The sequence below is a fragment of the Bradyrhizobium sp. HKCCYLS1011 genome, from assembly GCF_051167795.1.
Taxonomy (GTDB): Bacteria; Pseudomonadota; Alphaproteobacteria; order Rhizobiales; family Xanthobacteraceae; genus Bradyrhizobium.
On sequence record NZ_JBNPTT010000005.1, the window covers coordinates 420,232 to 440,065 of the forward strand.

The following is a 19,834-nucleotide window of genomic DNA, read 5'->3' on the forward strand; positions in this document are numbered from 1 at the left end:
GTCAGCTAGGGCATGTACTCATTAGGCGGCCGGCCGACTGATGTCCGGTCAACCCCCGACAGCACCCAAGAGCGGACATTCTCCGAGGTCGCAGGGTGAGCCAAGAGCCGACATGAGTTGATCGCGACGGCGAACCGTCCCCGTCATTCCGGTGGTGAGCACCTTTGGCGGCTAACATCCGCCAGCGCCTCAAATACAGCAGGCGTGCGCTCCAAGCGGGCAATCGTTCGCGCGCCTTCGAGGGCGGCTACCAATGCGGCTGCGGTGGAGGATGCGCGCGCCGGAGCGAAGCCGCACCTCCTAAAATGCTCCGCAATAATCTCGGTCGAATCAACAAATCCGCGCGCGACCCGTTTGGTCAGCTCAGCGTCGAGCGCGGGCAGCTCATTCGCCAGATTCTGCATGAGACATCCGTACTGGAAATCAGAGGCGACCATTTCGGCGGCGAATGTGCCGAAGAGCTGATGAACAAAATTCAGAGCATCACCCGCCGTATTCGCGGAGATACTCCGCAATACCGCAATCCTACTCGCAACGTAATGATCGATTGCTTCTTCTGCGAGCTGTGCCTTGCCGCGTGGAAAGTGAAAATAGAACGACCCTTTCGGCGCACCGCTTTCTTCAATGATCTGGGTCAATCCGGTCGCAGTGTAGCCTTGGATGCGAAACAGCCGTTCGGCCGTGGCAATCGCGCGAGCGCGGGCGTCAGTCTTACGTGGCATGCCGTGAACCTAACACCTTTCGCTTGACGTTACTATGGCGATCGACATAGTATGGTGATCGCCATAGAACAGCGGGGATGTCCCTCTCCCCAGGCGGACTCAGCGTTTCGTCATGAATGATCCAGTGAGTTTCAAGCCATCGGCGTCCCGACGAGCCATCTTAGCGATGGGCGCGGCCGGCTTGGCTGCGGCTTCACTTCGACCGGCCCGCGCAAACCTCCTAGGAGGAACTGATTTGACCACATCAACGTATCGCGAGGGCACGCTTCCCAAGGAGGTCCGCTCGCGCATGATCCATGGGGTCAACGGCCTCGATGTCCATATTCTCGAGGCCGGTTACGAAAGCCCCGGCCGGCCGCTCGCGCTGCTTCTGCACGGCTTTCCGGATTTGGCTTACGGCTGGCGCGACCTGATCCCAATTTTGGCTGACGCCGGGTACCATGTCGTGGCGCCCGACCAGCGGGGTTTTGGCCGCACCACCGGTTGGGTGAACGGCTATGACGCCCCGCTAGAGCCCTTCAGCCTCCTGAACATGACGCGCGACGCCCTCGGGTTGGTTTCGGCGCTGGGGTATCGGCGCACGACGATGCTCGTTGGGCACGACTTCGGCTCGCCCGTGGCGGCCTATTGTGCGCTCGCTCGACCTGACGTCTTTCCGTCGGTGGTGCTGATGAGCGCACCGTTCCCCGGTCCGCCGGCGTTTCCGTTCAACATTGCGGAAAGCGAGGCATCGCCGCTTCAACCGAACACTGAAAATCAAAAGTTGGCGGCCGCGCTGGGGGCGCTCGATCCGCCCAGAGTGTACTACCAACAATATTTGAGCACACGGGAAGCGAACGATGACATGTGGCATCCCCTTCAAGGTCTACACGCGTTTCTTCGCGCGTTCTTCCACGTCAAGAGCGCCGACTGGCCGGGAAATAAGCCGCATCCGTTGAAGGCGCGAACCGCCATCGAACTTGCACAAATGCCCACCTATTACGTCATGGATCTCGGCAAGACGATGCCCCAGACCGTCGCTCCATTCCAACCTTCCGCCGCCGAGGTCCAATCCTGCAAATGGCTCACCGAGCCGGAACTTGGAGTGTACACGGAGGAGTATGGCCGCACTGGATTTCAAGGCGCCCTGCAGGCTTATCGCGTCTATTCCGATCCTGACCTAAACGCTGAGTTGGGCCTGTTTTCGGGCAAGACGATCGATGTCCCGTCGCTCTTCATCGGCGGGACGAGCGACTGGGGCACCTATGCGGCGCCGGGCGCGGTCGATCTTATGAGGACGAAGGCGACGACGAGGATGGCTGGCATCGAACTGATCGACGGCGCTGGTCACTGGATCCAACAGGAGCAGCCGGTTCGGCTCGGCACGCTCCTGCTCGCCTTCATCAAGGATGTCGGTGGGGCGGATCACTCCAGCGATTTTGGACTTGGTGGCCGTTAGCCCGGGTGACGCGACCGTTTTTTGTCTTGCCGATCACACAACCCGCCAACTTGCGTCGCGCCCATCCTGGCGCCTCGGGCGCGTCCCAACGTGTTGTAAGAAACGAGTCTGCTCTGGGTCAAACTCGTCGCGCCCGCAATCGAGTTGAGCGGCTCTTCAACAGGGTCAAGCAATGTCGGTGGCGACGCGTTACGACAAATCGGCGCTAATGAGGCCCGTGTCCTAGTCTTCGTCCGCGATGACGGCCGGGCGTCCTCTGCTGGCATGTAACAAGAGGCTCATGCGAGGCATTGGCGACAAGACCCGTAAGTTTAGCCCTCCGGCATGCTCCCAGCCGGGTTACTACGGAAGCTGAACTTTATAGTTTGGCAATGCAGCAAGAATAATTCCGTGCCCGATTTATGAGGGCCACCATCATGACGTTCTCGTTTGCTGCCATTCGATCCGTTCAACTCAAGATCGCAGCGATTTCAGGTCTGTGTCTTGTCGCAACGTCCTTGATACTGATCGGCTACAGCGTTTTTTCAACGCGTAGCATGAACCAATATGTCGCCGGCGAGGTGATGCAACTGGTCGATCGCCAGACCAAGGAAAGCCTTCTGAACCGGGCCTCGACCGAGGCCAATGCCATCAAGGCCGAGCTCGAAGTCGGCTTCGATGCCGCGCGCACCATGGCGCATGCGTTCGCGGTGCTGGCCGACGACAAGGATGGCCGCACCCCGAAAGACGCGCGCCGCAGCCAGTTGAGCGGGCTGCTTCGCAACGTGCTGCAGCACAATCCCGCCTTCAACGGCACCTATTCGGCATGGGAGCCGGATGCTCTCGACGGCAACGACACTGCGTTCAAGGGACGCAAGGAGCAGGGATCGGACAATACTGGCCGCTTTCTGCCCTATTGGACTCGGGATGCCGGCGGCAAGATCGATGTCCAGCCGCTCGTCGAATATGACAGCAACGATCGTCATCCCAATGGCCTGGTGAAGGGCGCGTGGTACATCAATCCGTCCACGACGGGGCGGGAGAATATTCTCGGTCCGCTGCCCTACATCGTCCAGGGCAAGCCGGTGTTCCTGGCCACGATGTCGGTCCCGGTCATGATCCAGGGCAAATTTCACGGCGTCGCCGGCGCCGACTACAATCTGGATTTCGTTCAGAAGCTTGCGGTCAAGATCAACGCCTCGCTCTTCGAGGGCAAAGGCAAGGTGGCGATCCTGAACGATACGGGCCTTGTGGTCGCCGACAGCGCCAATCAGGACGTGATCGGAAAGCCGGCATCGCAAGCCGATCCGCGCTGGAGCGAAAGTGCCGCGACCATTCGGGCAGGGAAGGCCGAGGTCCAGGACGATCCGAAGTTCGCCAATGTGGATGTCTATTCGCCGATCAAGCTGGGCTTGACTGATACGCCCTGGTCGGTGGTCATTTCGGTGCCGCGCGAGGTCGTTCTGGCATCGGCGCGTCAGCTCGACGCGACGCTCAGCGCCCGCGCGACATCGGGCGTGTTCTGGCAGATCGGGGTCGGTCTCGTGGTGATCGCCGCCGCGATCTTCCTGATTTCGATTGCCGCCCGCAGCGTGGCGCGGCCCATTCGCGATTGCGCGAACTTCGCCAACGGCATTGCCAAGGGGGATTTCAATCAAGAGCTCAAGATCGCGCAGGCCGATGAGGTGGGCGTCCTCGCCGACTCGCTGCGAACGATGCAGGGCGATCTGAAGCAAGGCATCGAGCAACGCGCCCAGGACCAGGCGAATGCGGACAAGGAGCGCCGTCGCGTCATGAACGACATGGCCGACAGCTTCGAGGCCTCGATCGGCGGTATCGTCGAGACCGTGTCCGCGGCCTCGGGCGCGCTCGAAGGCTCGGCCACGACGCTGAGCTCGACCGCAGAACGGGCCCAGCAATTGGCGGCAACCGTCGCCACCGCGTCGGAACACGCGTCGAGCAACGTGCAGTCGGTCGCATCCGCGGCCGAGGAGATGGCCTCGTCGATCAGCGAAATCAGCCGGCGGGTCCAGGAATCGGCGCGCATGGCGAACGAGGCCGTCGATCAGGCGCGCGCGACGACGGACCGTGTCAGCCAGCTGTCCAAGGCAGCCACCCGCATCGGCGACGTCGTCGAGCTGATCAATACGATCGCGGGCCAGACCAATCTCCTGGCACTCAATGCGACCATCGAGGCGGCGCGCGCCGGCGAAGCAGGCCGCGGGTTCGCCGTGGTGGCGTCCGAGGTGAAGGCGCTGGCCGAGCAGACTGCGAAGGCCACCGGCGAGATCGGTCAGCAGATCGGCAGCATCCAATCGGCAACCCAGGAATCGGTCGGCGCCATCCGGGAGATTTCCGGAACGATCGAACGGCTGTCGGAAATCTCGGCGGCGATTGCGGCTGCGGTCGAGCAGCAGGGCGCCGCGACCCAGGAGATCTCGCGCAATGTCCAGCAGGCCGCTCACGGCACCCAGGAGGTCTCCACGAACGTCGCCGACGTCAAGCGCGGCGCGACCGAGACCGGATCGGCCTCGTCTCAAGTGCTGTCGGCAGCCCAGATGCTTTCGGGCGACAGCGGCCGGTTGAAGCAGGAGGTCAGCAAATTCCTGAATTCGGTGCGGACGGCGTAGCACCGCCGCGCTGAACTCGCGGATTCACCCTCAGGTCAAAATCGTTCAGAGGGCTTCGGATCGAAGCGGCATTGACCGGTCATCAAGCGCTTGATGGCCGGGCGATCCATGTCTTGCACACGCTTGAAGGAAAAAGGCGGAGGCGCCGGCGTTCGGCCTCAACGGGCTCCCGCCAATAGACTGGCCATTCGGCCGCTGCCCCACGCACACGCTATGGTAGTCTCCGAAAAACACCATCGTGCGGTGTCCGGAGCTCGCGGGCGACCAATTGGCCTGGTCGCGCGGCTAATCAGAAAATCCCGCCGATTTGAAGGCGGTTGCGGCTTTGCCGCCCCAGAGGTGCAGTGAGATCGCAACGATCAACCTGCGCATGCATTTGCGCGGTACGTGCACACAGCCGGGAGGCAAGTTCGGCCGAGGGCCGCCGTGGCGCCATATTCCCCATTACGTTCACACAGACCTCGCGAGCGAGGCCTATTCGACTGACGGTCCAATATTCGTGGTGAATACGCTCATGACATATTCTCCGTCCCGGCGGACGCTGGTGCTGTCGGCGGCCACCGCCGCGGCCGCATTCGGGCTCGACGCAGAGCTTGCCGTCGTCGCGGCGCGGCCGCATCGCCGCACCGAGGATCCGGAGCGCGGCTTTTTCCGTGTCCGGATCGGTGAGGCCGAAGTCATCACACTCTATGATGGCATCTGGGAGAAGCCGCATGAAGCCGGCTTCATCAGCAATGCCAGCGTGAGCGAGACCAAACAGGCGCTCGCTGCCGCCGGGCTGCCGTCCGCCTTCGTCACCATTCCGATCGCGACCTATGTCGTCCGGTTCAAGGGCAAGACCGTGCTGTGCGATGCCGGCGGCGGCGGCCAGGTGCAGGGTTATAATCCCGACTCCATCTTCATCTCCGGTCGCATGCTCGGCAATCTGAAGGCCGCTGGCATCCAGCCGGGCGAGATCGACACGATCCTGGTCTCGCATTTCCATCCCGATCATATCTTCGGACTGCTTGGCGAGGACACCAATGCGCCGGTGTTTCCCAATGCCGAGATCATCGTCGCCGCGGCCGAATACAAATGGTGGACCGATCCGTCTTTGACCGGCCGGCTGCCGCCGGGGCGACAGCCACTGGCCCACCGCATCCAGACCGTGATCCCAAACTGGAAGAACGTCCTGCCGGTGGACGGCGAAGACGAAGTCGTTGCCGGCATCCGCTTCGTCAGCGTGCCCGGTCATACGCCGGGCCACACCGCCTTTCATCTCTCCTCCGGTTCGGAGCAGCTGATGATCTCGAACGATACCGCCTATCTGCCGGCGCTGTGCGCGCGGCATCCTGGCTGGCACGGCGCGTTCGATCAGGACGGGCCGCTCGCGGAAGCGAGCCGCCGCAAGCTGCTCGATCGCGTGGCGGCGGAGCAGATGCTGATCTGTGGGACCCATTTCCCCTGGCCCGGCTTCGGCCGGCTCACCCGTGACGGCGGCAGCTATGCGCTCGATATGCTCCACGCCTGACCCCACGCGGGTCCTGGGAGCAGGGGGCCGCGCATGGCCGTGAGGACGCATTATGAGATTCTCGGCGTCTCGCCATGTGCCGACGTCGAGATCATCAAGCAGGCCTTCCGCAAGGCGGTGAAGGCGCATCACCCGGACCTGCGCGGCGGCCCTGACGCTGCAGCCGACCGGCACGTCAAGATGATCATTGCGGCCTATCGGGTGCTGCGCGACCCCGATCTACGCGCCGAATACGACGCCCTTCTCGCCGAGGCACGCGATCGCGCGAGGTCCGAGCGATGGAATGCGATCTTCCAGTTCACTGCGATGACGGCGGTGCTGAGCGTGATCCTGATCGGGGTGGAGCTCCTGTTCTTGCCGGAAATCCACGGCTGGATGTCGACCGCCTCGCTCCGATCGATCGCGATGCGGATGCGGCCGCGCGCGCCCGAGCCCGCGCCTGCGCCCAAGCCTGCTGCTACGCCTGAGAGCCGTGCCGACACCGCGCCGGTTGCGACCGGTCGACCGGCCGGCTCGCCGATGGCATTTGACGCCGGCCCCGATGATCGCGACATTCCGCCGATTCCACCAGCTGCTGCCGCGGCGCATGGGGAGATCACGAGTCCCGCCGACGAGGAACAGACAGCCACAGTCGCCAGTCTCGATCACGGTCTTGATCTCAACCGCCGCGACGATCTCGATCGCGCGATCGCTGATTTCGACGCGGCCATCCGGCTCTGGCCCGACAATGCGCAAGCCTACCGTTATCGAGGCCGCATCTGGAGCCGCAAAGGCGACCTGGATCGCGCAATCGCCGATCTCAATGCGGCGATCCGGCTCGATCCCAAGAATCCGGGGCTGCTTCACGACCGCGGCCTGATCCGGCAGCAGCGGGGCGAGTTCGACGAAGCCCTGGTCGATCTCGACCACGCCGTGCGAATGAGCTTCAGCGATGCCGAGATCTATAGTGATCGCGCGGCGGTGTGGCTTGCGAAGGGAAGCTACGATCGCGCGCTGGCCGACCTGGATCAGGCGCTCAAGCTCAACCCGCAGCTTCTGAGCGCGGTGCGGCGCCGCGATGAGGCGCTCGAGCGCAAGCACGAACGCGACCACGCCAGCGAAAGCGGCAATGTCCCACCGGCGCTTCGCGATGATATCACCGGCGCGCTGCCGACCCCTCCGGCGCCGCCGAGCGGCACGCGCTGAGCGATCATCGGCGGCGAATCTGTTGATCGTGGCGGACCGAAGATCCAAGCCGCTCTTTCCGTCGTTCTGATCGGGCGAGGCGAGATCGAGGCGATGTCTGTGAAATGACGAGCTTCGGCCCCCGACGGAGCGGCGGTCATGAGCGTCTATATATCGGCCACCGGATTTCGCCCGAAGCGCGGAGCCGTCCGCTTCTTGCGCTTCTGGTGGCACACGTGGCGATCCCTGCGGCAGGCGCGTCGTGCCCCGGGGCTCATCGCGGTGATGCTGCGCCCGGTCGCTGGCTTCTATCACACCGTGACTGTCTGGAGGGATGAGGCCAGCATGCGCGCCTATGTGCGCAGCGGCGCGCATCGCCGGGCGATGATCGGATTTCGCGATCTCGGCAGCGGTCGAACGTTCGGATTTGTCTCCGATGACGATCCCGGCTGGGACGCCGCCTATGCCCGCTGGCAGCGCGAGGCGCGGGAAGTGTGAGTGCGTTCTGGCCCCGATTGTCTTGACGTGAGGCGATGATCTGCTTGCCGGGATGAGGGTTCACCCTCTCCCCCTGCGGGAGAGGGTGGCATGATGGCGCGAAGCGCGATCATGCCGGGTGAGGGGTCTGTCTCCGCAGGGACGAGGCTCCTGTGGAGCCAAACCCCGAGTGAGTATGAGGCTGACGTCGGCGTAGCCTCAAGGGGAGAGGGCGCAGTCATCGGCGCTGTGCATCTCAGACGCGAGCCGAAGCTGCCCCTACCTCGCTTGCCACTCCGGCACGCCGTCCTCCGCCATCATGATCTCGCCGCGCGTGCCCACCGGCGTGCGATCCATGTTCAGCAGAGCGGCGAGCGTGATCTTGTCCCGCGCGGGCACGCGGGCCAGCGTGCGTGCATTGGCTTCGGTGCGCAGCATCACCACGCCATGCTCGACTTCGCCATCGCGATCGTACAGCACCGTGTAGCTCTCGACCCGGCCTTGGCCTGAGGCCTCGGTGACGAACTCCGGCACGTCGCCACGGCTGCGATCGGCGACCGCCTGCACGCTCGTCTCCTGCGAGAGCGGTGCCTCTGGCGCCTGGCGCGACAGCACCAGCGCATGATGCTTGGTGACGAAGCCGCCCTGGCCATAGAGCAGACCACGCCTGGCACCGCCGCCGCGCAGCCGCCGCACCATCGCGCAGGCCGCATGCGTCATGTAGCTGTTGAGCGGCGCGCCGAAGAAGGTCAGACCACCGGTCACGGTCGGCTCGACGTCGGCACTCAGGCCGAGCGTTCGCCGCGCCATCTTCGGCACGCAGGGAAAGCAGCTGTAGAGCTCGATGACGTCGAACGCGTGCCCCTTGCCGCCGACCAGATCCATCGCCGCTTGCAGCACGGCATTCTGCGGATGACTTGCGGCGAACTGGTCGCGTGCGAGATAGTCCCGCGGGTCCTCGGCCGCGGCGCCGCCGAGCGGATAGATCATGCGCACGTCGGCAATGCCGGCCGCACGCGCGCGTGCCAGGCTGGTGAGGATCAGCGCCGCGCCCATGTTGACCATGGGATTGGCGACCATCAGCTTGGTATAGGGCCAGGCGATCGGGCGGTTCTCGGCCGAGGGCGTGATGATTTCGTCCGACGAAAAATGCCGCTTCAGCCATGCATTCGGGCTGTACGCCGCCACGGCCGAATAGCGCGACCACAACTCGCCGGATTCCTCCAGCGCCTGGCGCGGCGTCTGGCCCCAGGCCGCCGAGGTCGCGGCCTCGTAGAACGGGTAGACCGACACCGGGCGGAACACGCCGAGCTTGACTGCGAGTGGCTTCTGGAACGCAGCGCCGCGCTTCGGCTCCTCGACGTCATGCGCGAACGGCGTCCAGGGCAGGGCGAGCCCGGCGCGCTCGGCTTTGGTCGCCGTCGATTGCGCCTCGGCGCCGCAGACCACCGCCACCTCGCATTCGCCGCGCGCGATGCGTAAGCCCGCCTCGTGGAGGAAGCGGATCGGGCTCTCGCCGCCGACCGGGCCGTAGTGACAATGCGCCGGGTGAGCGCCAAGCCGCTGCGCCAGCAGCTTCTCCGGGTCGCGATAGCGCCAGCTCAGGAAATTGACCACGTCGAGCGAGCCGATGTCGTCCAGCAGTTTCGCCCCGGAATCGAGCTCGGCGCGCCGCACCGCCTGTTCGAGCAAGGCCAGCGGCTCGAGCCCGTCCATGAGATCCTTTGGCCGATCGACGATCTCGCCGACCCCGACGATGACGGGAATGCGTTCTGCGGGCAGTGAAGTCATGGCGTTTCCGAGGGTGCAGCCCATTGAGGGCCGTTATGTTCTGTGGGATCGTTCTGTCATCGCAACGCGGCGCAGGCAATGCAGAAATGCGCAACGCAGACGCGCAGGCTGGACTTCCGCTTGGCCCGCCCAGCGCATAGAACCGGCTTCGCGCCCGTGATGTTCGGAGGATGCCGTGTCTGACGAAACCGCCTATACGCCACCTAAGGTCTGGACCTGGAACAAGCCGAGCGGCGGCCAATTCGCCAGCATCAACCGTCCGATCGCAGGCCCGACGCATGAGAAGGAATTGCCGGTCGGCCGTCATCCTTTGCAGCTCTACTCGCTGGCAACGCCCAACGGCGTCAAGGTGACGGTGATGCTGGAGGAGCTGCTCGCGCTCGGCCATTCCGGTGCGGAATACGATGCCTGGCTGATCCGCATCAGTGAGGGCGACCAGTTCGGCTCGGGCTTCGTCGCGATCAATCCGAACTCGAAGATTCCGGCGCTGATGGATCGCAGCGGCGAGGTGCCGATCCGCGTGTTCGAATCGGGGTCGATCCTGGTCTATCTCGCCGAGAAGTTCGGCAATGCATTCCTGCCGACCGCGCCGGCGCAGCGCGCCGAATGCTTGTCCTGGCTGTTCTGGCAGATGGGGGCCGCGCCCTATCTCGGTGGCGGCTTCGGGCATTTCTACGCCTATGCGCCGAGCAAGATCGAATATGCGATCGACCGGTTCGCGATGGAGGTGAAGCGCCAGCTCGACGTGCTCGACCGGCGCCTGGCGGAGAGCGAATATCTCGCGGGCGCGGACTACACGATCGCCGACATCGCGGTGTGGCCGTGGTACGGCGCGCTCGCCAAGGGACTGATCTACGGGGCCGGCGAATTCCTGTCGGTCGATGACTACAAGAACGTGCAGCGCTGGACCGACCAGATCGCGCAACGGCCCGCGGTGAAGCGCGGCCGCATGGTCAACCGCGTCTTCGGCGATCCCAAGAACCAGCTGCACGAGCGGCACGACGCATCCGACTTCGAGACCAAGACGCAGGACAAGATCGGGGAGGAGACGAAGTGACCGTGTGACGGACGGACTGCCGGCAGGCACGCTGTCGTCCCGGCCTCGAGCCGGGACCCATACTCCGCGGCTTTCATGTTACGATGATTGGTCACTCCCGCCTTGCCGCCACGCTTGGCCGGTGGTTATGGGTCCCGGGTCGCGCTGCGCTTGCCCGGGACGACGGGGATGTTGACCTAGTCTCACCCTAATCCCTTCGCCGGCGGGAAATCCATCCGGTCGTTGGTGCGGCAATAGCGGTCGGCGAACATGCGCCCGACCGGGTGGAACAGCTCCATGTGGACCCGCATCTTCTCGCGGTCCCATAATTCGTCGCGGATGTGGAAGTTGACACCCTCACCGAACACCAGCTGGCGGTCGCCGTTGACGTCGATGATCTTCCAGGTCCTGCATTCCATTGCGAAGGGCGCCCCCGCAAGCCGCGGCACCAGCACCGTGCTGGAGGGCGCGAGTGTCAGCCCGAGATGATCGGGCTCGCTGACATCGGAGGGAAAGTCGCCGCCGGTGTCGTGCATCGCCTGCGCCAGCGGCTCGTCGGTGATGTGCACCACGAACTCGCCTGAGCGGCGAATGTTGACCAGCGTGTCCTTGGTGCGGCCGTCCGGGCGCAGGTTGATCGCGAACACGCAGAGCGGCGGATCCTCGCCGAGCACGTTGAAGAATGAGAATGGCGCCGCGTTGACGACGCCGGTCTCGCCCATGCTGGTGACCCAGGCGATCGGCCGCGGCAGGACGAAGGAGGTCAGGATCTTGTAGCGCTCGCGCGGGGACAGATCGGCGGGAAGATATTCCATGGACGGGTCCTGCTTGTTTGCTTGATCGCCGAGCGTAGTGCGACGCAGCGTGACCATAAAGCCGATAAAGCGGGCAGGAGCCGAGCGGAACGGGGCAGCTTTAATTTGCCGGTTGTCGGAACGCCGCGGCTGCCGCGACGTTCGAACTGCACAAAAATACTCGTTTGGAGGTACGCCATGAAAGCGATGGTCAGTGCAGTTGCGATCGCGTGTCTGCTGTCGGCAAGTGCGGCATCGGCGCAAAGCGGGGCTCAGAACAATCCGCCGAGCGCGCAGAATTCCGGCGCCGGTATCCAGGGCGCCCCGGGGAACAAGAACGGCCCGCCCACCGACAAGGGCACGGTCGGCTCCAGCTCGTCGATGAGCCGGCAGAACCCTGATGTCAGCGCGCAGGATCCGTCCAACATCAAGGGCATGCCCGGGAACAAGAATGGCCCCGCGGTGAAGTCGCCCTCAAAGAAGTGAGCTGCTGCACGGACGCGGTTTGTCTTGATCGTCATTCCGGGCTTGCGAACTCTCGCGCCCCGGAATGACGGCGAGCTTGGCCCAAGGCGTAAATGCTGCCTGTCGAGGCTGGGCAAGAACTGAGGATTGCCTGTACGATTCGGGATTATGACGAATCGTCCGTTCAAGAGCGGCGAGACAAGAGAGCCTGCTGCCGCCCCGGGTCGAGGATTATGTCGAACCGGACAACCCGGTTCGGGCGATCGAGGGCTACGTTTGTGCGCTCGATCTGGCCAAACTTGGTTTCCGGCACGCCAAACGGCGCGGATCAGGAGCCGGGCAGCCGCCGTACGATCCGGCGGATCTGTTGAAGCTCTATCTCTATGGCTATCTGAACCAGATCAGATCGTCGCGAAGGCTGGAACGGGAATCCAGCCGTAATCTGGAGCTGATCTGGCTGCTGAAGAACCTTAGGCCCGGCTATCGGACGATTGCGAACTTCCGCAAGGAGAACTGGGCTGCCCTGAAGGCTGCGAACCGCAGTTTCGTCCTATTACTGAAGGAGATCGGGCTGATCAGCGGAAGCGTAGTGGCGGTCGACGGCGCCCTCTTTCATGGCAATGCGAGCAAGGGGAGCATCTTCACGCAGAACAAGCTGACCAAGCAGATTGCCGAACTAGACAAGGAGATCGAGGCATACGGCAAGGCTCTCGAAGCCAATGATGCGGCCGAGGCCAAGCAGCGGAGCAGCGATGGCTCGGACAGTGGATCTGGTGGCGGCGACGTTGGCGAGAAGATGAAGCTTCTGATGGCGAGGCGCGAGCGGGCCAAGGCCGACCTCGAAGAGTTGAAGACGAGCGACAAGGGGCAGATTTCGAAGACCGATCCAAACGCAAGGCTTCTCAGCAAGGGCGACCAGACCATCGCGGGCTACAATGTGCAGAGCGTGGTCGACGACAAGCACATGCTCATCATTGCGAGCGAGGTCGTCAATCGCAGCGACGCAGGCCAGCTTCATAAAATGGCAAAGGCAGCAAAGGAGGCGCTGGGCGTCAAGACCCTGCAGATCTTGGCAGATGCCGGCTACTTCAACAGCGAGGACGTGAAGGCCTGTGAAGACGACGGAGTTACAGCCTATGTTCCAGTGCACGAAGGCAACGATAAGCTCAAGAACCAGGGCCGCTTCACCCGCAAGGATTTTACCTACGATGCCCGGAGCAACACCTACTGCTGCCCGGCCAAACAGCTGCTCCGTCCAACAAAGACGCCCGTGAAGAATGTGAGCGGTCGGATCGAGACACGCTATCTAGGCTCGAAGGCGACCTGCGGAGCTTGTTCACTCCAAGCTTCCTGCCTCGGTCCAAAAGCAAAGTACCGAACTGTGTTCCGCTGGGAGCACGAGATTGTTCTCGACCGCCTCCGTCAAAGGATGGCAAGCGAAGACGCCGGCAAACTGATGCGTCGTCGTTCAGCCATCGTTGAACACCCCTTCGGCACGCTCAAGTGCCGCGCGGGCTATCGCCACTTCCTTGTCCGCGGCTTCGACAAGGTTGGCGGTGAGTGGAGCCTCATGGCGCTTTCCTACAACTTCGCCCGCGTCATCAACATTCTCGGCTTCAACGGCTTCCTCGCCCGGATCGCTGAATGGGCTCTCGCAACTTTACGCGCCACTTCCCGCGAGGGCAGGAGCGCGTGGACTTTGATTTTGCTTCCACTGACCCGATTCCGGGCGAAAATCTCGTTATCGCTCGAAGTCGCACCGCGCCGAGCCCACCCAGCCTTGTAACTCACATTCTTGCCCAGCCTCGTCGGGCAAATCACTTCCGCTGCGAAGGGGGGCGGCCCGGCGTGGACGCGCCCCTTCGGATCTGAAATCGACGTGCGCGGAAAAACTTATTTGTCCAAATGCTTCAACCGGATCGCCTCACATACGCCGGTCAGCGAAAATATTTCAGTTTCGTTTTTTCGGAAATCGTGCTTAGTTTGCGCCATCCTGCCCCGATGAGAGGGGCGTACGCGCGGTCGTCACGATACGCGGGGCAGGGATGCGGTGGGCGCTTCGGGTTGCAGCGTGATGTCACGCGGACGAACAACTCGATGCGCACGGCGAAATCGTGTGGTCCTGGCGCCCCGGTGCTGGCGCCCAGCGCAACGCATTCCACGTTGTCGCTGACGCGACGAAGCTTCGCTTCGCGCGGATTGGGGGCAAGAAAGCCGGTCCCCAAGGAGAGCGCGTATAAGCTGTCAACCATCGCGCAGGGAATGCCGGATGTTCGGCTGAACCTGTGGTGACTGCCGCCTGCTTTCTCTGTTGCAGGCGGGCCATGGGCGAGGCCTGCGCCCGGCATTCCCTGCGCCCTCTCACTGTCGGGAGGGACTCGACCAGGACAACTCGGACGCCAGCAGCGCCGCGAGGAGGTGAACGCACATCTGCGTGTCACTTCACGGCAGCGCAGCTCCGCCGTTGTTGACAAGCAGGCTGTTGGGGTCGGTCGGCGCCGGCGCAAGGTCGCTCGACGAGTCGCCGCCAAGGAAGCTGTCGAGCGTCGCCTGGATCCGCTCCTTGACGGCGTCCGGACCGCGGTCACTCATCCAGGTGTGCTGGAAATGGGTCTTGACGATATCGATCCCGTCCTTCTTCGCCACTTGCGGCGTAGGCAGTACGCCGGGGTCGGTCTTGAACACGGGGTCGTCGGAGCGGAAGGACAGGATCTTGAGCTTGTCGCGGATCACGAAGGGAACGCGCAGATTGTCCAGCGTCACGACTTGCGACACCAGGTCCGGATGTTCCTTGGCGAAATACATCGCGGTATCGCCGCCGTTGGAATGGCCGACCAGGGTCAGATGCGCGTAGTCGGCATTCGGATGTTGCTTCTTCAACTCGCCCAGCACAAACAGGATGTTGGCCTCGCCTTTCTCGTAGACGGGGAGCCGTCCGACATAGGGCATGCCGACCTTGGTCACGAGCGGTGGATCGGTCGGCAAGTCCTGCTGGATGCTGGCGACGAGATAGCCGCGCGCGGCAAACACGTTGGCGAGGAACGAATACTCGGTGTTCCTGACCGTGTTGCCATTGCTGATGACGGCAACCGGCAGCCGCCAGATGCCGGCATCAGCCTTCATCTCATAATCCCTGCGCACGGCGACATCGACCGTCACCGGGCGTTGCCGCGCGGCGTCGTAGAGGTCGAGACTATCGTGTTCGATTCCCCATTTGCTCATCGCGACATAGCCCGCGACGGCCAAGGCAGACACGCACGCCAGAACCGTTATTCCCCGTTTCATCGCTTCCGTCCCGATCAACTTTTCGAGTTATCTAAAACGAAGCAACGCACGTTTCATCACCCTGTCGCAGAGACGTGGCCATTAAATTTCAGAAACGTGACAGAACGCCGCGGGAACGGAACCCTGTTCCACGCAAGGCGAGCTGAACGGCGGGAGCTTGCAGACATTGGTGCGCGCGACGAAGAGCCGCGATCCGCTCGCACTCCGCGCCGCGCGTCCAGGCTCCTCTCAGAAGGCCGTATAGCCGCCGTCGATCACGAAGCAATCCGCGGTGTGATAGGACGAGGCCTTGCTCATCAGGTACACCGCGATGCCACCGAAATCGGAGGGCTCGCCGAAGCGGCGCATCGGAATGCGCGGCATCACATTGGCGACGAACTTGTCGTTCGCCATCAGGCCTGCGGTCATGTCACTCTTGATCCAGCCCGGCAGGATCGCATTGGCGGTGATGCCATAGCGCGCCAGTTCGACAGCGAGCGCCCGGCACAGCGCGTTGATCGCGGCCTTGGTCGCGGCATAGTGCTCGTTGCGGGCGGTGCCGAACAGCGAAGCCAGGCTCGAGGTGGCCACCAGCCGGCCGAACGCGTCGCCATTTTGCGCGCGCTCGGTCATGTGCTTCGCGGCGGCCTGGAAGGCATGGAAGACGCCGTCGAGATTGGTCGAAAACATCGTGCGCCACTCCTCCTCGCTGCGCTCGATGAAGGATCTGCGACCGCCGCCGCCGATGCCGGCATTGGCAAAGCAGCCGTCAACGCGGCCGAACCGGTCGAGCGTCGCCTTCATCGCCTCGTTCACGGAGGCAGGATTGGTGACATCGCAGATGCGGGTATCGACCTTTCCGGGGGCGGCCGCCATGGAGCTGGCAGCAGCCTGGTTCTTCTCGGCATTGCGGCCCCAGATCGAAACGTTGCAGCCACTGGACGCAAGTGCCTGGGCGATGCCGAGGCCTATGCCCCCATTGCCGCCGGTGACGACGGCCACGCGGCCGGTGAGATCGAAAATGGTCATGGGCGTTTCCGTATGTTGTGCCGCGCAGCCGCTGTGCGCTTTTGGCAGATCCTTCCGATCCGGCAAGCATGGACAAGGCGCCTGCAAAAATCAAATATGTCACGACGACGCACGCCGCCGGTGAAATTTCCACGCCAAAGAATGCCGGCCTCGGCGAGCGCTTGAGAGGAAACCATGCAGTTCAAACACGTCACGCTGGATATTGAAGGATCGGTCGCCGTTCTGACGCTCGACCATCAGGAGGTCATGAACGCGGTCTCGATCGACATGCTCGGTGGCCTCGCCGAGGCGCTCGACGAGATCGAGGAGAGGAAGGCCGAGGTGCGCTGCCTGGTGCTCACCGGCGCCGGCCGCGCGTTCTGCACCGGCGCCAATCTGCAGGGCCGCAACGCGCAGGCCAAGCCGGGTCGCAGCAATGCTGGCGCGGCGCTGGAGACCGCGTTTCATCCGTTCCTGCGTCGGCTGCGCAACCTGCATTGCCCAATCGTCACCGCCGTGAACGGCCCCGCCGCCGGCGCCGGGATGAGCTTTGCGCTGATGGGCGACATGATCCTGTGCGCGAAGTCCGCCTACTTCCTGCAGGCGTTCCGCCGCATCGGCCTGGTGCCGGATTGTGGCTCGACCTGGCTGCTGCCGCGCCTCGTCGGCAAGGCGCGCGCGATCGAACTGTCGCTCATGGGCGAGAAGCTGCCGGCCGAGACGGCGCTGCAATGGGGGCTCGTCAACCGCGTCTACGACGACGGCGCGCTGATGGAGGAGGCGATGAAGCTCGCCCGTGAGCTCGCCAGCGGCCCGACGGTGGCGCTGTCGCTGATCCGCAGGCTCTATTGGGACAGTCCGGAGAACTCGTTCGAGGACCAGCTTAACCTGGAATTCCAGCTCCAGCGCGTCGCCGGGAGGACCGAGGATTTCAAGGAGGGCGTCGGCGCGTTTCTGGAAAAGCGTCCCGCCAAGTTTCGGGGCCAATGATCGAGGCGGCGCTGTCCCGTTGCGTCGCGCGATTCATGCCGGGTGCGACCGGCGTGACGGGGGCTGCAATGCTGTCGGGCGGCGCCAGCCAGGAGACCTGGCGCTTCGACATCGTTCATCCCGATGGTGCTATCGGCGCCATCCTGCGCCGCGCGCCGAAGGGCTACGGCGCAGCACCGGGACGCGCGGCGGGCCTCGACAACGAGGCGGCGCTGATGCAGCTGGCTTATGAGGCCGGCGTGCCGTCGCCGCGCGTGCTGCATCAGTTGACGCCGGACGACGAGCTCGGCACCGGCTTCATCATGCAGCGGATCGAAGGCGAGACCATCGCGCGCAAGATCCTGCGCGATGCTGATTTCGCCGATGTGCGGCCGCATCTGGCGCGGCAGCTCGGCGGCATCGCCGCGGGCATTCACGGCGTTGCCCGCGACAAACTGCCGACGAGCCTGCGCGAGATGAGCGCGACAAAGGAGATCGCCGAGCTCACGCGCGAATACCGCAGCTTCGGCTGGCCGCGGCCGGTGTTCGAGCTGGCGCTGCGCTGGCTGGCCGAGCACGATCCCGGTCCGCCCGCGGAGGTGACGTTGGTGCATGGCGATTTCCGCCACGGCAACCTGATCATCGGCCGGGATGGCGTCCGCGCCGTGCTCGACTGGGAGCTCGCCCATACCGGTGATCCCATGGAGGATCTCGGCTGGATCTGCGTCAACTCCTGGCGCTTCGGCGAGATCGACAAGCCGGTCGGAGGCTTCGGCGCGCGTGAAGACCTGTTTGCTGGTTACGAGGCGGCGGGCCGCAAGGTCGATCCTGCGCGGGTGATGTTCTGGGAGGTGATGGGCACGTTGCGCTGGGGCGTGATGTGCTGCGGCATGATGCAGCGCTTCCGCGAAGCGCCGGATCATTCGATGGAGCGCGCGATGATCGGCCGCCGCGCCTCGGAGACCGAGATCGATCTGCTGCGGCTGCTTGTGCCGAGGGGAGCGGCATGATCCCGAAAAGTAGATACCGGTTTTCGGAATCAGATCATCCCAAGAAGGGAGAGCCTCATGCAGGATGAACCGACACCGGCAGAACTGACCAAGGCCGTCGCCGATTTCCTGCGCAACGACATCGCGCCGCTGATCTCGGGCCATCAGGCGTTCAAGCTGCGCGTCGGCATCAACGCACTGGATCTGGTGGTGCGGCAGCTGACGTTGGCAGAGCAGGGCGAGTTCGCCGAGCTGGCACGGCTGAAGGCGTTGCTCGCCGCGGATGGGTCACTTTCCGACTTGAACCGCGCGCTCGCCGACAAGATCGCCAAGGGCGCCATGGATCTTTCAACGCCGGGCCTGAAGGAGCATCTCTGGCAGACCACGCTCGACAAGCTCGCCGTCGACCAGCCGAACTATACGTCCTACCGGCGCGAAGCGGGAAGGACGGATGGTGATGCCTAGTCCTCCGTCCTTGCGAGGCGCGTCAGCGAGCGGAGCATGTTGCGCACGCCGTTTCCTGTCGTCGTCCCGGCGAACGCCGGGACCCATACCGCGTGATGTCAGTTGGAGGAACGCTGGGAGAGACCGACCGTCAGCACGTCCGCCAGTGGCTATGGGTCCCGGCGTTCGCGGGGACGACAGACGAAAGTGGAGGGCGAGCGGACGTCCCATCACGATCATGCCGCGGAATGACAATGGATTGTTACTTCCCCACCCATTTCGGCGGGCGCTTCTCGGCAAAGGCTTTTGGCCCTTCGATATAGTCCTGCGAGTTGAGCATCGCCTGCACGGCGGGATAGTCGCGCTGCTCCATAACCGCCTGCTGCAGCGACACCGCGAGTCCCTTTTCGATCGCCTGCTTGGAGGCGCGGATCGACATCGGCGAGTTCTTGGCAATCATCTCGGCCCAGCGCATTGCGGCGGCCAGCGCCTCGCCCTGCGGCACCACCTCGTTGACGAAGCCGAGCTCGAGTCCTTCCTTCGCGCTGACATGGCGTGCGGTCAGGATCATGCCCATCGCGCGCTTGAGCCCGATCTGCCGCGGCAGCCGCTGCAGGCCGCCGGCGAGCGCGGCCAGCCCAACGCGCGGCTCGGGCAGGGCGAAGGTCGCGTTCTCCGAGGCGATGATCAGATCGCAAGCCAGCGCGATCTCGAAGCCGCCACCCATCGCCACGCCGTTGACCGCCGCGATCAGCGGCTTGTCGCAGTCGAAGCGCGAGGTCAGACCGGCGAAGCCGCCCTTGTCCCAGCCGCGCGCGCCGCCCGCCGCCTGCCATTTCAGATCGTTGCCGGCGCAGAAAGCCTTGTCGCCCTCGCCGGTGACGATCGCGACCCACTGCTCGGGATCGGCTGCGAACTGATCGAACACCTTGTTGAGCTCGTAATGCGCCTCGATATGCAGCGCGTTGTAGACCTCGGGCCGCGCCAAGGTGACGACCGTGATCGGGCCGTTGCGGGTGATCTTCGAATATTTCAGCTCCATCGGCGGTCCCTCCAGTTTTTCGTTGATGTGGAATGTTCGCGCGCGAGACTAGCGCAAGCTCAGCTCGCGCGCTGCCTCAAATACGCAGGGACGGCGCGCGTCGCAAGCAGAC

17 protein-coding genes are annotated in these 19,834 nt (G+C 63.9%); 11 read left to right on the forward strand and 6 right to left on the reverse strand.

The genetic code is table 11. The features are described from left to right. Positions 1-143: 143 nt before the first annotated feature. Positions 144-722, reverse strand: a complete 579-nt coding sequence (locus tag ACQR1W_RS18985) for a TetR/AcrR family transcriptional regulator (RefSeq protein WP_434852215.1) — start codon at positions 720-722, stop codon at positions 144-146. A gap of 289 nt (positions 723-1,011) precedes the next feature. Here ACQR1W_RS18985 and ACQR1W_RS18990 point away from each other — a divergent pair, with 289 nt between their 5' ends. The 5 genes from ACQR1W_RS18990 (at position 1,012) to ACQR1W_RS19010 (ending at position 7,941) form a co-directional block, all read left to right on the forward strand. Beyond that, a complete protein-coding gene (locus ACQR1W_RS18990; protein ID WP_434852216.1) occupies positions 1,012-2,160 on the forward strand; it encodes an alpha/beta fold hydrolase in 1,149 nt (382 codons plus the stop codon). Positions 2,161-2,576: 416 nt separating this feature from the next. Further along, complete coding sequence (locus ACQR1W_RS18995) at positions 2,577-4,769, forward strand: methyl-accepting chemotaxis protein (RefSeq protein WP_434852217.1); 2,193 nt, start codon at positions 2,577-2,579, stop codon at positions 4,767-4,769. A gap of 514 nt (positions 4,770-5,283) precedes the next feature. Next, positions 5,284-6,279 (forward strand): MBL fold metallo-hydrolase, encoded by a 996-nt coding sequence (locus tag ACQR1W_RS19000; RefSeq protein WP_434852218.1) that lies wholly within the window; start codon positions 5,284-5,286, stop codon positions 6,277-6,279. A gap of 33 nt (positions 6,280-6,312) precedes the next feature. After that, on the forward strand, positions 6,313-7,464 hold the full coding sequence (locus tag ACQR1W_RS19005; RefSeq protein ID WP_434852219.1) for a J domain-containing protein: 1,152 nt from the start codon (positions 6,313-6,315) through the stop codon (positions 7,462-7,464). Positions 7,465-7,602: 138 nt separating this feature from the next. Continuing rightward, positions 7,603-7,941 (forward strand): hypothetical protein, encoded by a 339-nt coding sequence (locus ACQR1W_RS19010; RefSeq protein ID WP_434852220.1) that lies wholly within the window; start codon positions 7,603-7,605, stop codon positions 7,939-7,941. Positions 7,942-8,199: 258 nt separating this feature from the next. On the opposite strand, the gene ACQR1W_RS19015 is transcribed toward ACQR1W_RS19010, so the two are convergent. Then, on the reverse strand, positions 8,200-9,711 hold the full coding sequence (locus ACQR1W_RS19015) for an acetyl-CoA acetyltransferase (RefSeq protein ID WP_434852221.1): 1,512 nt from the start codon (positions 9,709-9,711) through the stop codon (positions 8,200-8,202). Positions 9,712-9,886: 175 nt separating this feature from the next. On the opposite strand from ACQR1W_RS19015, the gene yghU reads away from it, so the two are divergent. Then, complete coding sequence (yghU, locus tag ACQR1W_RS19020; RefSeq protein WP_434852222.1) at positions 9,887-10,768, forward strand: glutathione-dependent disulfide-bond oxidoreductase; 882 nt, start codon at positions 9,887-9,889, stop codon at positions 10,766-10,768. A gap of 182 nt (positions 10,769-10,950) precedes the next feature. Here the strand turns inward: yghU and ACQR1W_RS19025 are convergent, their stop codons facing one another. After that, positions 10,951-11,562: a flavin reductase family protein gene (locus ACQR1W_RS19025; RefSeq protein WP_434852223.1), complete on the reverse strand. Its 612-nt coding sequence runs from the start codon at positions 11,560-11,562 to the stop codon at positions 10,951-10,953. A gap of 177 nt (positions 11,563-11,739) precedes the next feature. Between ACQR1W_RS19025 and ACQR1W_RS19030 the strand changes: the two genes are divergently transcribed. Both ACQR1W_RS19030 and ACQR1W_RS19035 read left to right on the forward strand, forming a co-directional pair. Further along, complete coding sequence (locus tag ACQR1W_RS19030) at positions 11,740-12,027, forward strand: hypothetical protein (protein ID WP_434852224.1); 288 nt, start codon at positions 11,740-11,742, stop codon at positions 12,025-12,027. A 154-nt stretch (positions 12,028-12,181) separates the two neighbouring features. Then, complete coding sequence (locus ACQR1W_RS19035) at positions 12,182-13,792, forward strand: IS1182 family transposase (RefSeq protein ID WP_434852495.1); 1,611 nt, start codon at positions 12,182-12,184, stop codon at positions 13,790-13,792. A gap of 656 nt (positions 13,793-14,448) precedes the next feature. On the opposite strand, the gene ACQR1W_RS19040 is transcribed toward ACQR1W_RS19035, so the two are convergent. Both ACQR1W_RS19040 and ACQR1W_RS19045 read right to left on the reverse strand, forming a co-directional pair. Further along, complete coding sequence (locus tag ACQR1W_RS19040; protein ID WP_434852225.1) at positions 14,449-15,291, reverse strand: alpha/beta hydrolase; 843 nt, start codon at positions 15,289-15,291, stop codon at positions 14,449-14,451. Between the two features lie 228 nt (positions 15,292-15,519). Further along, positions 15,520-16,299: an SDR family NAD(P)-dependent oxidoreductase gene (locus ACQR1W_RS19045; RefSeq protein WP_434852226.1), complete on the reverse strand. Its 780-nt coding sequence runs from the start codon at positions 16,297-16,299 to the stop codon at positions 15,520-15,522. 174 nt (positions 16,300-16,473) lie between these two features. Between ACQR1W_RS19045 and ACQR1W_RS19050 the strand changes: the two genes are divergently transcribed. Genes ACQR1W_RS19050 through ACQR1W_RS19060 form a run of 3 tightly spaced genes read left to right on the forward strand, consistent with a single transcriptional unit; the run spans position 16,474 to position 18,701 of the window. Next, positions 16,474-17,268, forward strand: coding sequence for an enoyl-CoA hydratase/isomerase (locus tag ACQR1W_RS19050; RefSeq protein ID WP_434852227.1), 795 nt, complete (start codon positions 16,474-16,476; stop codon positions 17,266-17,268). Then, a complete protein-coding gene (locus ACQR1W_RS19055; RefSeq protein WP_434852228.1) occupies positions 17,265-18,257 on the forward strand; it encodes a phosphotransferase family protein in 993 nt (330 codons plus the stop codon). The genes ACQR1W_RS19050 and ACQR1W_RS19055 overlap by 4 nt, the downstream gene beginning before the upstream one ends. A 57-nt stretch (positions 18,258-18,314) precedes the next feature. Beyond that, complete coding sequence (locus tag ACQR1W_RS19060) at positions 18,315-18,701, forward strand: DUF6285 domain-containing protein (protein ID WP_434852229.1); 387 nt, start codon at positions 18,315-18,317, stop codon at positions 18,699-18,701. 241 nt (positions 18,702-18,942) lie between these two features. Here ACQR1W_RS19060 and ACQR1W_RS19065 read toward each other — a convergent pair whose 3' ends face one another. Beyond that, positions 18,943-19,722 carry an enoyl-CoA hydratase-related protein gene (locus tag ACQR1W_RS19065; RefSeq protein WP_434852230.1) on the reverse strand — a complete coding sequence of 260 codons (780 nt, stop codon included), beginning with the start codon at positions 19,720-19,722 and terminating at the stop codon, positions 18,943-18,945. Between the last annotated feature and the right edge of the window lie 112 nt (positions 19,723-19,834).

What these genes read in the sequence shown, in the direction of transcription:
- ACQR1W_RS19050 (WP_434852227.1), top strand. Translation starts at nt 16,474, where the DNA reads ATGCAGTTCAAACACGTCACGCTGGATATTGAAGGATCGGTCGCCGTT.
- ACQR1W_RS19065 (WP_434852230.1), bottom strand. Translation starts at nt 19,722, where the DNA reads ATGGAGCTGAAATATTCGAAGATCACCCGCAACGGCCCGATCACGGTC.
- ACQR1W_RS19030 (WP_434852224.1), top strand. Translation starts at nt 11,740, where the DNA reads ATGAAAGCGATGGTCAGTGCAGTTGCGATCGCGTGTCTGCTGTCGGCA.
- ACQR1W_RS19025 (WP_434852223.1), bottom strand. Translation starts at nt 11,562, where the DNA reads ATGGAATATCTTCCCGCCGATCTGTCCCCGCGCGAGCGCTACAAGATC.
- ACQR1W_RS19015 (WP_434852221.1), bottom strand. Translation starts at nt 9,711, where the DNA reads ATGACTTCACTGCCCGCAGAACGCATTCCCGTCATCGTCGGGGTCGGC.
- ACQR1W_RS19040 (WP_434852225.1), bottom strand. Translation starts at nt 15,291, where the DNA reads ATGAAACGGGGAATAACGGTTCTGGCGTGCGTGTCTGCCTTGGCCGTC.
- ACQR1W_RS18985 (WP_434852215.1), bottom strand. Translation starts at nt 722, where the DNA reads ATGCCACGTAAGACTGACGCCCGCGCTCGCGCGATTGCCACGGCCGAA.
- ACQR1W_RS19060 (WP_434852229.1), top strand. Translation starts at nt 18,315, where the DNA reads ATGCAGGATGAACCGACACCGGCAGAACTGACCAAGGCCGTCGCCGAT.
- ACQR1W_RS19055 (WP_434852228.1), top strand. Translation starts at nt 17,265, where the DNA reads ATGATCGAGGCGGCGCTGTCCCGTTGCGTCGCGCGATTCATGCCGGGT.
- ACQR1W_RS19010 (WP_434852220.1), top strand. Translation starts at nt 7,603, where the DNA reads ATGAGCGTCTATATATCGGCCACCGGATTTCGCCCGAAGCGCGGAGCC.
- ACQR1W_RS19045 (WP_434852226.1), bottom strand. Translation starts at nt 16,299, where the DNA reads ATGACCATTTTCGATCTCACCGGCCGCGTGGCCGTCGTCACCGGCGGC.
- ACQR1W_RS18995 (WP_434852217.1), top strand. Translation starts at nt 2,577, where the DNA reads ATGACGTTCTCGTTTGCTGCCATTCGATCCGTTCAACTCAAGATCGCA.
- ACQR1W_RS19000 (WP_434852218.1), top strand. Translation starts at nt 5,284, where the DNA reads ATGACATATTCTCCGTCCCGGCGGACGCTGGTGCTGTCGGCGGCCACC.
- ACQR1W_RS18990 (WP_434852216.1), top strand. Translation starts at nt 1,012, where the DNA reads ATGATCCATGGGGTCAACGGCCTCGATGTCCATATTCTCGAGGCCGGT.
- ACQR1W_RS19005 (WP_434852219.1), top strand. Translation starts at nt 6,313, where the DNA reads ATGGCCGTGAGGACGCATTATGAGATTCTCGGCGTCTCGCCATGTGCC.